Here is a 13,040-nt window from a genome sequence, read left to right as displayed (position 1 = left end):
AAGTGTATTGGAGGACCAATGCTTAAATCTCTGTATCTATTACTATCTGTTAGTTTGCTCAGTGGCTGTACTGCAATTGGCCTAGTTGCTGATGGTATTGGTGGGCGTGCTAGCCAAGCACAGCCTGCCAGTGCCTATGCAGATAAAAAAGATAATGACCGAGTGAACTATGGTATGACCATGACGATGCTAGGTTATGAAATCGACAAAGCGATTATTGAAGGCTTGGAGAGCGGTAGTAAAGACAAAGACGTTGAGCTTAAATGCCGCCAAATAAGTCGCACAGTTAAGGAATGTGTTGAGGTCAAAGCTGAGCCAAAAAAAAGACCTACATTAATGGATAGTTTTAATGAAGATTAACTTTTCAAAACTTGTTATTTGCTTAATTAGCTACCAATTAGTGGGGTGTACAGTGGCGGGGTCAATAGTCGATGGCTATGCAAAAAACTCACAACCAACAAATCTTGCAACTACAAATGCAAATCAAACTAACAGTACTGTAACCGATGCCGACGGCTTTTCATTCGCAAAGTTAGGCTTCGAAATTGATCGCGCTGTTATTGGTTTACTCAAACCAAATGAAGAACAACCGCAATTAGTTTGCAGGCAAATCACACGCAGTATTAAAGAGTGTGAGGAAGTTAAGCCCCCACACTAAAAATTAAGTATTAATCACAGATACTTTTGATGAAACATTAGGTGTTCATCAATGAAGCTACTGATGAAGAAGTAACTATGATCATAACCCGCGTGCATGTTAATTTCGGCTGGGTAATCTTTTTCGTTCACGACAGCAAATAAGTTCTCCGTTTTGAGTTGCTCAGTTAAGAAGTTATCGGCCTCACCTTGATCAATACGCATGGGTAAATAATCATCAGTGACGGCATTTTTCATTAATTCACAGCTGTCGTATTCAAGCCAACTTGCTTTATCACTACCTAGGTAATTACTGAACGCTTTTTCACCCCAAGGGCAATTAATCGGGTTCACAATCGGGCTAAAAGCACTGGCGCTGACGTATTGTTTAGGATTTTTAAGTGCAATCATCAATGCGCCGTGACCACCCATAGAATGACCGGCGATGGCTTTTTTAGTCGTCACAGGGAAGTGCGCTTCGATAAGTGCAGGTAACTCAGAAACAACATAGTCGTACATGTTGTAGTGCACATTGTAAGGCGCTTGAGTCGCATTGACATAAAAACCAGCACCTTGACCAAAATCGTAATTGTCATCGTCAGGCACATTTTCACCGCGCGGGCTAGTATCTGGAGCGACAATCGCAATACCTAGTTCAGCCGCTTTTTTAAATGCTCCGGCTTTTTGCATAAAATTTTCATCAGTGCAGGTTAAACCTGACAACCAATACATGACGGGTACTTTATTGGTTTCGCTGGCACCCGGCGGTAAAAAAATCGCAAAGCGCATAGCACAATGTGTGCTACTAGCTTGGTGGGTATATTGTTTATGCCAGCCACCGCTGACTTTTGTTGAGCTTATGTTTTCTAGCATAACCATATCCTTGAAACAAAAGCGCTAGGTATCAACCTAGCGCCAAATAAAAGATTAATAATGAATAACTGAGCGGATGCTCTTACCTTCGTGCATTAAGTCGAAAGCTTCATTGATATCTTCAAGTTTCATGGTGTGTGTAATGAAATCATTTAAAGCAAACTCACCGTTCATATAACGCTCAACAATCTCAGGTAGTTCTGAGCGACCTTTAACGCCACCAAATGCACTACCGCGCCATACACGGCCTGTTACTAGTTGGAATGGACGTGTTGAGATCTCTTGGCCTGCACCTGCAACACCAATGATTACCGATTCACCCCAACCTTTGTGACAACACTCAAGAGCAGAGCGCATTACATTAACATTACCGATACATTCAAATGAGAAATCAACACCGCCGTCAGTCATTTCAACGATAACTTCTTGGATTGGTTTGTCGAAGTCATTTGGATTGACTAAATCAGTTGCACCTAGTTTAGTAGCAAGATCGAACTTACTGGTATTGATATCAACACCAATAATACGGCTTGCGCCCGCCATTTTCGCACCGATAATCGCCGATAAACCGATACCGCCTAGACCAAAAATAGCGACGGTATCGCCTTTTTGAACTTTTGCTGTTTTAGTAACAGCACCCATACCGGTTGTTACACCACAACCAAGTAAACAAATTTCTTCAAGCGGCGCTTCTTTGCTTACCTTAGCAAGTGAAATTTCAGGTAATACAGTGTACTCAGAGAAGGTAGAGCAACCCATGTAGTGATAAATTGGTTGACCATCTTTATAGAAACGCGTTGTTCCGTCAGGCATTAACCCTTTACCTTGCGTTTCACGTACCGCGGAGCATAAGTTTGTTTTGCCCGATTTACACATTTTACACTCGCCACATTCAGCAGTGTAAAGTGGAATAACATGATCGCCTACTTCAACATGTGTTACGCCTTCACCGATGGCTTCAACGATACCGCCACCTTCATGGCCAAGGATTGCTGGGAAAATACCTTCAGGGTCTTCACCAGATAAAGTAAATGCATCGGTATGACAAACACCTGTAGCAACAATCTTTACAAGCACTTCGCCTTTTTTAGGCATCATTACATCCACTTCTTCAATTGATAGTGGTTGATTTGGACCCCAAGCGATAGCCGCTTTTGATTTGATAAAATCAGTCATAACGTTCCCTTATAGTTGTTGGAAGTAAGTATTAAACTTAGTCCATTTTATTTGTTTCTCAATGAATGATAATCTTCGTTTTATTAAAACACTTTTACAGTATGGTAATAATGAATCGTTGGCACGGAATTGATGAGTTTTTAGCGGTAGCAGAAACAGGCAGTTTTACAAAAGCAAGTAAGCTATTGGGTATGTCAGTGGCTCATGTAAGCCGCTATGTGAGCCAATTAGAAGAGCGATTGAACACCCAATTGCTAACCCGAACCACTCGTAAAGTGGTGCTAACGCAAGAGGGGCAGGTATTTGCGCATCAAACAAAACAATTACAACATGCCATGGATGATGCTACGGCATTACTTGCAGAGCAGCAATTGACACCTAAAGGCAGTATAAAACTAACAGCTCCTGTGATGTACGGTGAAAGTTTTATCATGCCTGCGGTACATTCGTTTATGCAAAAGCACCCAGATATTGAAGTGATCAGCCATTTAAGTAATGAGCAAGTTAATCTATTAGAAGATGGGTATGATCTGGCTATTCGCCTTGGTCATTTAAAAGATTCATCTTTAAAAGCACGGCGCATCAGTCAGCGCAGGCTTGTTATTTGTTGTAGCCCTGAATATATCAATAAATTCGGCCAACCACACAGTGTCAGTGAATTACATCAGCACAATTGCCTTATCGGTAATAACAGTTACTGGCGGGTAAAAGAGCAGGGCCAAGATAAGCACATCAAAGTGGCTGGGCGTTTAGCCTGTAACAGTGGTTGGGCATTGGTTGACGCTGCTATCAAAGGGTTAGGCATCGTGCAATTACCAGATTACTATGTCAATGAACACTTAGCCGATGGCAGGTTGACTGCTGTTCTTTCGAATGTTGCACCTGAACCTGAAGGGGTGTGGGGGGTGTATCCACCAAGGCAGTTTATTGCAACCAATGTAAAAGCATTACTTGACCATTTGGTTGCTACTGTTCAAGTATCAGATTTATAATTATTTTTTACAATTTCGCGCATCCCATGCTAGCTAAATCTATGCTAACATGAGCGCATATTTAGCCCTTGGAATACCCATAATTTATTATGTTTCAACCTGTTAGCCTTTTTATAGGGCTGAGATATAGTCGCTCCTCAAAGGGCAATGCCTTTATCTCATTTATTTCATTTTTCTCTATCGCGGGCATTGCTATTGGTTTAATGGCCTTGTTTACAGTTAGTTCAGTAATGAATGGCTTTGAAAATAACCTTAAAACCAACATGCTAGGTTTAATTCCTCATATTGAAGTATCAGCCGAAGATAATTCGAAAGAAACCATGCTGCAGTTAAAGCAGCAACTAGCAAATTCTCAAGATGTTAAACAAGTTAACCTATACCGCCATGGCGAAGCCATTTTACAAACTAACCAAGATTTGCACGGCGTATTGTTACAAGGCCTTTATGATGAAGGAAGCTCCATCTATAACGTAAAAGATAAAATTGTTGCCGGCAATTGGTCACAAGTCATGGACAGCAACTACCATATTGCGATTAGCCGCTACTTGAGTCGAAAATTGGGTATTTCGCTTGGGGATAAAGTACGGGTGATCATGCCTAATGCCAGTTCATATACTCCCCTTGGTCGAGTACCTAGTCAGCGCTTGTTTACCGTTGCTGCACTTTATGAAACACAGTCAGAAATTGATATGTCATTGGCATTTACCAGTGGCTATTCGTTAGGCAGAGTTTTGAAACTAGCTAAATCAGCAGCACCTAACTTGAGTGTATCGCTGTATGAACCATTTGCTGTTGAGCAAGTATTACAATCTCAGTTAGCTATTTTAAACGATTACAAAGTGACTGATTGGCGAGCTAGCCAAGGGACACTATTTGCCGCTGTGGCAATGGAAAAGCGTATTATGTCGATGTTACTTGGCTTAATCGTGCTCGTGGCAGTGTTTAATATCGTGTCGGCATTAACCATGATGGTGAGCGAAAAACAAAGTGAAGTCGCTATTTTACAAACACTGGGTTTAACTCCGTTACAAGTGCAGCACGTGTTTATGATCCAAGGCTTATATAATGGCCTTATCGGTACCAGTATTGGTGCGTTACTTGGTGTGCTATTGAGTAGCAACATTAATGAATTATTGAATATGTTAGGCATCAATTTACTAGCGGGCGTGAGTTTACCCGTTAAATTTGATGTGATGAGTTTGAGTTTTATTGCCGCAGGGAGTATTGCGATGAGCTTTTTAGCTACCTTGTATCCTGCCAGAAAAGCTGCAAAAGTGAATCCAGCAGAGGTATTACGTTATGAATGATTTAGTTATCAATTGTCAGCAGCTAAATAAAGTCTATCAAGATGGCGATAACGAGGTTGCGGTATTAAAAGGGGTTGATTTAGCTCTTAAACAAGGCGAAATGTTAGCCATTGTAGGGAGCTCAGGCTCAGGAAAAAGTACTTTACTGCATATATTGGGTACCTTAGATAACGAAAGCTCAGGCAAGGTTGAAATTAAAGGCCAGCAAGTTTCTAAATTAAACCGTAAACAACAAGCCAGTTTCAGAAATGAAAATTTAGGTTTCATTTATCAATTCCATCATCTATTAATGGAATTTACTGCCATCGAAAATGTTGCAATGCCATTATTAATTAAAGGCTTAAGCGCAAAAGCGGCAACCGAAAAAGCCCGTAACATGCTAGATAAAGTAGGGTTATCTCATCGTAGCGAACATAAACCATCGGCGTTATCAGGTGGTGAGAGGCAGCGGGTTGCAATCGCACGTGCATTAGTTACTGAGCCTGCTTTAGTGCTAGCCGATGAACCTACGGGTAACCTAGATAAACAAAACGCAATTAAGATTTACGATTTAATTAAAGAATTAAATACTAGCTTAAAAACCAGTTTTGTTGTGGTAACCCATGATTTAGAACTTGCAGATAAACTAGGCAAAATTGCCTATTTAGATGATGGTAAGCTTGCAATTAAAGAGTCTCAGCATGTTGCTTAGTGCCTTTATTTCAAAACGCTTTCGTGCCCATAGTGGCCAAAAAGACGGACAAAACGGTTTTGTTAGCTTTATCGCTAAAGCATCGACAATCGGCATACTTTTAGGAGTCGCCGTGTTAATTGTTGCTTTGTCAGTGATTAATGGCTTTGAGCAGCAATTAGTACATCGACTTTTATCGGTAGTTCCGCAGGTTGAATATGTTGCCCCTAACAAACCAATCAATAACTGGCAGTCAAAAGTTGCTCTACTACGCTCTCAAGCCGGTGTAACAGGTGCTGCGCCGTTTATTAGTGTCAACGGTATGGCGCAATATAAAAGTGAGTTAAAAGCAGTTGAAGTGCGTGGTGTTAGCCCTGAATTTGAAAACCAAGTGTCGGCGTTAAACCAATTTACAGAAGGGCGCTTAGTTAGTCAGTTACAACAAGAAGATGTACTGTTAGGGCAGCAAATAGTCAACCGATTAGGTCTTAAAATTGGCGACCCAGTTACCTTATTAATCCCACAGATAAACCAGCAAAGTAACACTTTATTGGCGCCAAAACGTGTGAGCTTGAATCTTGCGGGTATTATAAAAATGGGTGGCCCAATTGATGAAACGGCGGCTTTCATTCGCCTTGATAAAGCGCAAAGTGTGTTGAGTTTTGAGCAAAACCAAGTAACCGGTTTACGTCTACAAGTAGCTGATGTGTTCGCAGCCCATCAAACGGCGATGCGTGTGGGGCAAGTTATTCCTGATTATGTCTATGTCTCGAGTTGGTTTAGAACCCAGGGTAGCTTATATCAAGATATTCAAATGGTTCGCACGATTGTGTATATCGTGGTGTTTTTAATAATTGCTGTAGCGAGTTTTAATATTGTTTCGTCTTTAGTGATGGAAGTACGTGAAAAACAGGCAAACATCGCAATTTTAAAAACCATGGGCGCACAAGATAGCACCATTTTAGCAACCTTCGTAATGCAAGGCTTTACACAAGCTTTAATCGGTGTGATCTTAGGCACAGTTATCGGTGTGATGCTTGCGTTAAACATCAGTGAACTGTTCACTTGGGCAAGTAACTTATTTGGCGATAACCCATTACAAGGGGTTTATTTTATTGAGTTTTTACCCAGTAAATTAGTTTGGCAAGATATTGTTATAACGGTGATTGTTACTTTTGTTCTCGCTATTTTGGCAACCTTATATCCTGCGTGGCAAGCAACCCGAGTTGACCCTGCAAAAGTTCTTGGTAATTAAGGAGTGTTTATGGATAAGCAAAGGATTATCGATTTTTGGTTTGATGAATTAGGCCCAGAAGCTTGGTATCAGCAATCAGATGAAGTGGATGCCTTAATTACACGTGAGTTTTCAGAATGCCTTTTAAAGGTTATCGCTGGCGAGCATGCTGATTGGCGAGTTGATGCTCTAGGTTCTTTAGCTGAAATTATCGTGTTAGATCAGTTTTCGCGCAATATTTATCGTAATACGGTGAAAGCGTTTAGCCAAGATCCACAAGCACTAAGCTTAGCGCAAAGAGCAGTTGAACTTGGCTTTGATAAAAAATTACCTAGCTCTCAAGCTGCGTTTATTTACATGCCGTTTATGCACAGTGAATCTAAAATCATTCACCAGCAGGCTGAGCAATTGTTTAAAGGCATGAGTAATTATGAATTTGAACTAAAGCACAAAGTGATTATTGATAGGTTTGGTCGCTACCCACATCGCAATAGGATTTTAGGTCGCGAATCAACTCCTGAAGAACTGCAATTTTTAACTGAGCCTAACTCTTCTTTCTAGGTTGATTGAATAGTACGCAAGTAAATTTAAATGCTCTTTGATTGCCTGTAAACACTTGCACAGCGCCATTTTAAACCTTAAAGTGTCAGAAATGTTGTAAAAGAGTAACCACCATGGAACAAAAACAAGCAAGACCATTAACACCAGAAGAACAAGCTGAAGCGCAAAAACAAAGTGTTATTTGGCAAAGAGAATGTTTCGAAAATGCACAAAAGCATTTAGCTGAAAAAGGCGTTATTCCGCAAACTGTTGTAGAAAAAGAAAGCCGTTTTATTGCGCCATTAGTAGCTATTTGGAAATTTAAAGCACAAAACGGTAAGAGCTATTGGGTGATCACAGGTCGTTTACCAACCGATCACGCTGAAGCAAGCGCAGCAAACAATGCACGTGAAGTATTACGTTATTTCTCAATGCAGTGGCAAATGAAGGCTGATCAGCTAATGCAATCAGGTGCGGTAGATAAAACCAAAGCTGATTTTGCTAATCTGTTAATCAACCGTGCCCATGGCTTATATGAGTTATTTGAAAAAGAAGAAATGTGGCAAAATGAGCCAGCATAACTAACTCTACATACCTTCTAACAAAAAAGCTGAATAATGTTATTTAGCTTTTTTGTTTTACATGTACCTTAATGCACCAAAGTGAATGGCCGCGTATCAAATTGCTTAATCGGGCAGAGCATTCGTTGCCTTGGAATACCAGCTTCCATAAACACTAAACCATCAGCCGAAAAACCATTTTGTTTGAATCTATCTACTTCATTCAATATGCAATTTATGCTGACACAATCACAGCCTTGCTTTTCAGCCAAATTAACTAAGTAATTCAATAATGATTTATAAACTGAACGATTACGGTGTTCTGGTAAAACTGCAATACGGCCGATAAGGCCATCATTACATAAACGCCCAGTAGCAACTGGGCGTTTACCTTCATCTGTAACGAGCACGTGATGTGCTATTTTATCTAGATGGTCAAACTCAATGTGTCTTGGGATATGTAGTTCATATACAAATACCCGCTCTCGGATTTGTTGTAAGAGTTCCTTGTCGATACTCCATTCAACTTCATCTATTTGATAGCCCATAAACACACACTCCTAACAAAACCAAATACCCTCATTTAAAAGTGTAGTAAAGGTTTTCAAGAAAATATGATTATTTTTTGAACTATTTATGTCAGCAGCGGTCACCCATGTCTGATCGGTGAGCTTTGTTATTAATTCAAGGTCAGTTAAATCATGCATGTAATTAACACCATTAATACTTAAAAGTATTTTATCGTCAATTACTTGATAGATAGCGCGGGTACCACCTAAACGCTCAAAAACAACGTCTTCATCATTGAGTAAGTCATTTACGTCATCTAAAGTATATGGTTCTTCTAAAGGCGCTAAATCCATGTCATGCTTTGGCTGACTCATACTGTTACCAAGCCAAGTCTTGAATACTGCGTCATCATTAATTGCAGCAATCATAAGTTGCTTTACTTTTTCTGCTTCAGTTTGGTTAAGCTCACCTTTAGATGAGCGCAACTTAAGCTCTGCATCACCGTATCGTTGATTACCAAGCTCAGTATCGATAAGGTGATCGGCAAATTGTGATAATAAATCGCGTTGATTTGGCGCTCTAAAACCTACAGAGTAATTAAGTGCATTTTCAACTGCGTAACCTTCATGTGGGCAACCTGGTGGAATATAGAGAATATCTCCCGGCTCTAACACACAGTCGATCACGGCAGGAAATTGCTCAACTTGTAACAGGCTCTTATTTTGTGCAAATTGCTTTAAGTTCGCATCAGGTAAACCAACTCGCCAGTGGCGTTTACCTTCACCTTGAATAATAAACACGTCGTATTGATCCAAATGCGGGCCCACGCCACCACCCGGGGTAGAGTAGCTGATCATCAAGTCATCGATACGCCAGTTGGGAATAAATCGAAATGGCTCAAGTAGTTGCGCTGCATCGCTATACCAATGGTCAACTGCTTGCACCAGTAATGTTGAGTGCTTTTCAGTTAGCAAGCTAAAGTCTTCAAAAGGACCATGGTATGCTTGCCAATCATCTGAGTGATTGGTCACAATACGTGATTCAATGCTTTCTTCCATGGCAAGACCGGCCAATTCTTCGGGCTCAATCGGATCAGCAAAATCCTTGAAGCCTTGCTTTATAAGTAATGGTTTTTTCTGCCAATACTCAGCTAAAAATTGCTCTTGGGTTAATGAATTGATGGTTAATTGATACATAACATGACCTAAGCGAATTGATATAAAAAAAGCGAAAGGAAGGCCTTTCGCTTTTTTAAGTCTTAATTTGAATTTAAGCTAAGTTGTCGATGAACTCAACAGCACGACCAATGTAATTAGCCGGAGTTAATTTTTTCATTTCTACTTTTGCTTCTTCAGGTAACTCAAGACCATCGATGAAATCAGCCATGATTTCTTGGTTTACGCGCTTACCACGAGTAAGGTCTTTAAGTTTTTCATATGGCTTTTCGATACCATATTTACGCATAACCGTTTGGATTGGCTCTGCTAGTAATTCCCAGTTTTGGTCTAGTTCTGCTAATAAACGCTCTTCGTTTACTTCAAGCTTGCTAACACCTTTTAATGTCGCTTGGTAAGCGATAAGTGTGTAGCCCATACCAACACCTAGGTTACGTAACACTGTTGAGTCAGTTAAGTCACGTTGCCAGCGAGAAACAGGTAGTTTTTGCGCAAGGTGAGTAAAGATAGCGTTAGCAATACCTAAGTTACCTTCAGAGTTTTCAAAATCAATCGGGTTTACTTTGTGAGGCATAGTTGATGAACCAATCTCACCTGCGATTGTTTTTTGTTTAAAGTGGTTAAGTGCAATGTAGCCCCAAACGTCACGGTCAAAATCAAGTAATACAGTGTTGAAACGTGCAACTGCATCGAATAACTCAGCAATGTAATCGTGTGGCTCGATTTGTGTTGTAAACGGGTTGAACGTGAGACCTAGGCTCGTTACGAACTGCTCAGCGTGGTTGTGCCAATCGTAATCTGGGTATGCACTCAGGTGAGCGTTGTAGTTACCTACAGCACCGTTGATTTTACCTAACATTTCTACGTTAGCAATTTGGTCACGTTGACGCTTTAAGCGCATGTAGACGTTTGCAAACTCTTTACCCATTGTCGAAGGGGTAGCTGGTTGACCGTGGGTACGTGTCATCATCGCAACTGACTTGTACTCAACTGCTTTTTCTTTTAATGCATTTAGAAGTTGGTCACAGTATGGAAGTAATACTTTGTCACGCGCTTCAGTCAGCATTAAACCGTGAGACAGGTTATTGATGTCTTCTGAAGTACATGCAAAGTGAATGAATTCGTTAACTGCGTTGAGCTCTGCGTTATCAGCTACTTTTTCTTTAAGTAGGTATTCAACTGCTTTTACGTCATGGTTAGTTGTGCGCTCGATCTCTTTAACGCGTGCTGCATCCGCTTCGCTAAAGTTATCAACAATGGCATTAAGTAAAGCATTAGCCTCGTCGCTAAAAGCCGGTACTTCTTTGATTGCGCTAGCTGCAGATAAAGCTTGTAACCAACGAACTTCAACAGTTACACGGTATTTGATTAAACCAAATTCGCTGAAAATGCTGCGTAGTTCCGTGGTCTTGCTGCCATAGCGACCATCTACCGGAGAGATAGCGGTTAACGCTGAAAGCTCCATAATGACTCCTAAATTGTCTAGTTTGAACGATAATTAAATTGATTGTTTAGCAATAGCGAGGATTTTTCTTTTTGCAAAGAAAAAGTGACGGCGTTTACCGCCCATTTGTCGCCATAACACGGCACTACGAATTCCGGCCAATAATAGGGCACGAATTTTGTTTTGCGTGAGCTGCTGTTTTAATAACTCTGGCTTGCCATACACTTGAATACGATGCCCAAGGGGGCTTAGCACCGATGAGTAAATATCAGCAAGCGCTGCTACTACAGTATCATCTGTGATAGCAAAATGGTCGAGGCGACGTTTAACATCATCAATGCGACGACCTAATTCATTTAAGCTGTTTTGTTTTGAACTTAATGCACGTTCTAATTGCATTAAACCACCCACATATTTTACGATTTCGACGTCTTTGTCGGCGCCAGCCGAAAGCTGTGCAATCAAAATGCGATAGCCTTCACGTAAATTATGCTTACCCTGATACACGTCTTCAGGGCTATTTGGTGATGTTTCAACAATACAGTTTAGTAATTTTTCTAATTCGTGAACACTGCCTTGGCCATATTGCGCAACTTTTTGTACTTGTTTAGCAACTTGACACATGGCAGCTAAAGCCATGACTTGGTGCTCTGTCATTATTTGATCACCGAATCAATAATGCCGCCACCTAAACAGACTTCGTCAGCGTAAAATACGGCTGATTGGCCCGGTGTCACTGCCTTTTGTGGCTCATCAAATAGTACGCGTGCCATACCATCTTCACCAACAAGTAAAGTACAGCTGATATCTTCTTGGCGATAGCGGGTTTTAACAGTACAGCGTGTGGTCCCTTTCGGACCTTCGCGGTCAACCCAGTGCAGCTGGTTTGCATTTAAACCATTGCTGTATAGGCGAGGGTGGTCTTTACCTTGACCAACCACTAATACGTTACGCTCAACGTCTTTATCAACTACATACCAAGGTTCACCCGAACCTTCTTTCATGCCGCCAATTAATAGACCTTTACGTTGACCAAGTGTGTGGTACATCAAGCCTTCGTGCTCACCCACTTCGTTGCCATCGGTATCTTCAATTTTACCTGGCTGTGCTGGTAAGAATTTTTGTAAGAAGTCTTTAAATTTACGCTCACCAATAAAACAGATACCGGTACTGTCTTTTTTATCGTGAGTGATTAAGTCTTGCTCTTCAGCGATGCGGCGTACTTCAGGCTTAGCAATATCGCCAACAGGGAAAAGTGTTTGTGCAATATGCTCATGGCTTAGAGTGTATAAGAAATAGCTTTGATCTTTGTTGTCATCAAGGCCACGACACATTACAAATTTATCACCGCGTTTTTCACGGCGAACATAGTGGCCAGTAGCGATGTAATCAGCACCAAGTGCTTGTGCTGCAAATTCTAAAAATGCTTTGAATTTGATTTCTTTATTACACATGATGTCTGGGTTTGGTGTACGACCTGCCTTGTACTCTGCTAAAAAGTATTCAAACACGTTGTCCCAGTATTCGGCTGCAAAATTTACAGTGTGAAGCTCAATACCTAGCTTATCGCACACAGCTTGTGCGTCTTGTAGGTCTTCAGCTGCAGCGCAATATTCATCATTATCGTCTTCTTCCCAGTTTTTCATGAACAGGCCTTCAACTTGATAGCCTTGTTGCTTTAATAAATACGCTGATACAGAAGAATCAACACCGCCGGACATACCCACGATGACTTTAATGTGACTATTTTCGCTCATAATATTCGCTGTCATTTTTTAACTGCTATGGAAAGGCCGATATTATATACCCAAACCACCTCAAGATGCGAGTTTCAGTTGGAATTAAAAGCAATTTAGGCAAGGCATTGATTGCAAGTAATAGTGGTTTGGGCATAGCAAACTTTTAGACACCCAAACCAGCCAA

At 40.9% G+C, this 13,040-nt stretch carries 15 protein-coding genes; 8 read left to right on the top strand and 7 right to left on the bottom strand.

What is annotated here, in order from left to right; translation table 11 throughout:
• Positions 1 to 18: 18 nt before the first annotated feature.
• Complete coding sequence (locus IRQ78_RS05180; RefSeq protein ID WP_166340299.1) at positions 19 to 360, top strand: hypothetical protein; 342 nt, start codon at positions 19 to 21, stop codon at positions 358 to 360.
• Positions 350 to 658, top strand: a complete 309-nt coding sequence (locus IRQ78_RS05175) for a hypothetical protein (protein WP_194441535.1) — start codon at positions 350 to 352, stop codon at positions 656 to 658. Before IRQ78_RS05180 ends, IRQ78_RS05175 begins: the two co-directional genes overlap by 11 nt.
• 14 nt (positions 659 to 672) lie before the next feature.
• Here IRQ78_RS05175 and fghA read toward each other — a convergent pair whose 3' ends face one another.
• Both fghA and IRQ78_RS05165 read right to left on the bottom strand, forming a co-directional pair.
• The gene (gene fghA, locus IRQ78_RS05170; protein WP_194441534.1) at positions 673 to 1,509 is read right to left on the bottom strand and encodes an S-formylglutathione hydrolase; all 837 of its coding nucleotides are present in this window, start codon (positions 1,507 to 1,509) and stop codon (positions 673 to 675) included.
• A 54-nt stretch (positions 1,510 to 1,563) separates the two neighbouring features.
• Positions 1,564 to 2,685 (bottom strand): S-(hydroxymethyl)glutathione dehydrogenase/class III alcohol dehydrogenase, encoded by a 1,122-nt coding sequence (locus IRQ78_RS05165; protein WP_054551417.1) that lies wholly within the window; start codon positions 2,683 to 2,685, stop codon positions 1,564 to 1,566.
• 110 nt (positions 2,686 to 2,795) lie between these two features.
• Between IRQ78_RS05165 and IRQ78_RS05160 the strand changes: the two genes are divergently transcribed.
• The 6 genes from IRQ78_RS05160 to IRQ78_RS05135 all read left to right on the top strand — a co-directional run bounded on the left by IRQ78_RS05160 (position 2,796) and on the right by IRQ78_RS05135 (position 8,009).
• Positions 2,796 to 3,677 carry a LysR family transcriptional regulator gene (locus tag IRQ78_RS05160; protein ID WP_082389169.1) on the top strand — a complete coding sequence of 294 codons (882 nt, stop codon included), beginning with the start codon at positions 2,796 to 2,798 and terminating at the stop codon, positions 3,675 to 3,677.
• 89 nt (positions 3,678 to 3,766) lie between these two features.
• A complete protein-coding gene (locus IRQ78_RS05155; RefSeq protein ID WP_138600616.1) occupies positions 3,767 to 4,984 on the top strand; it encodes a lipoprotein-releasing ABC transporter permease subunit in 1,218 nt (405 codons plus the stop codon).
• On the top strand, positions 4,977 to 5,675 hold the full coding sequence (gene lolD / locus IRQ78_RS05150; protein ID WP_194441533.1) for a lipoprotein-releasing ABC transporter ATP-binding protein LolD: 699 nt from the start codon (positions 4,977 to 4,979) through the stop codon (positions 5,673 to 5,675). Before IRQ78_RS05155 ends, lolD begins: the two co-directional genes overlap by 8 nt.
• Positions 5,665 to 6,909, top strand: a complete 1,245-nt coding sequence (locus tag IRQ78_RS05145; protein ID WP_054561608.1) for a lipoprotein-releasing ABC transporter permease subunit — start codon at positions 5,665 to 5,667, stop codon at positions 6,907 to 6,909. The genes lolD and IRQ78_RS05145 overlap by 11 nt, the downstream gene beginning before the upstream one ends.
• 9 nt (positions 6,910 to 6,918) lie before the next feature.
• Positions 6,919 to 7,449 carry a DUF924 family protein gene (locus tag IRQ78_RS05140; protein ID WP_194441532.1) on the top strand — a complete coding sequence of 177 codons (531 nt, stop codon included), beginning with the start codon at positions 6,919 to 6,921 and terminating at the stop codon, positions 7,447 to 7,449.
• A 113-nt stretch (positions 7,450 to 7,562) separates the two neighbouring features.
• On the top strand, positions 7,563 to 8,009 hold the full coding sequence (locus tag IRQ78_RS05135) for a DUF4826 family protein (protein ID WP_054551411.1): 447 nt from the start codon (positions 7,563 to 7,565) through the stop codon (positions 8,007 to 8,009).
• A gap of 68 nt (positions 8,010 to 8,077) precedes the next feature.
• Here the strand turns inward: IRQ78_RS05135 and IRQ78_RS05130 are convergent, their stop codons facing one another.
• The 5 genes from IRQ78_RS05130 to mnmA form a co-directional block, all read right to left on the bottom strand.
• Entirely contained in the window at positions 8,078 to 8,536 is a 459-nt protein-coding gene (locus IRQ78_RS05130) for a GNAT family N-acetyltransferase (RefSeq protein WP_138615853.1), read from the bottom strand.
• A gap of 12 nt (positions 8,537 to 8,548) precedes the next feature.
• A complete protein-coding gene (locus IRQ78_RS05125; protein WP_194441531.1) occupies positions 8,549 to 9,694 on the bottom strand; it encodes a cupin domain-containing protein in 1,146 nt (381 codons plus the stop codon).
• A 73-nt stretch (positions 9,695 to 9,767) separates the two neighbouring features.
• Positions 9,768 to 11,138, bottom strand: coding sequence for an adenylosuccinate lyase (gene purB, locus IRQ78_RS05120; protein WP_166340281.1), 1,371 nt, complete (start codon positions 11,136 to 11,138; stop codon positions 9,768 to 9,770).
• A gap of 33 nt (positions 11,139 to 11,171) precedes the next feature.
• Positions 11,172 to 11,774, bottom strand: coding sequence for a high frequency lysogenization protein HflD (gene hflD / locus IRQ78_RS05115; RefSeq protein ID WP_194441530.1), 603 nt, complete (start codon positions 11,772 to 11,774; stop codon positions 11,172 to 11,174).
• The gene (gene mnmA, locus IRQ78_RS05110; protein ID WP_138557614.1) at positions 11,774 to 12,874 is read right to left on the bottom strand and encodes a tRNA 2-thiouridine(34) synthase MnmA; all 1,101 of its coding nucleotides are present in this window, start codon (positions 12,872 to 12,874) and stop codon (positions 11,774 to 11,776) included. The genes hflD and mnmA overlap by 1 nt, the downstream gene beginning before the upstream one ends.
• Positions 12,875 to 13,040 lie beyond the last annotated feature (166 nt).

Origin of the sequence: Pseudoalteromonas simplex, assembly GCF_015278155.1 — a bacterium.
GTDB lineage: Bacteria > Pseudomonadota > Gammaproteobacteria > Enterobacterales > Alteromonadaceae > Pseudoalteromonas > Pseudoalteromonas simplex.
The sequence above is the reverse complement of the archived record's forward strand: the minus strand, read 5'-3'. Positions and strand labels throughout refer to the sequence as shown.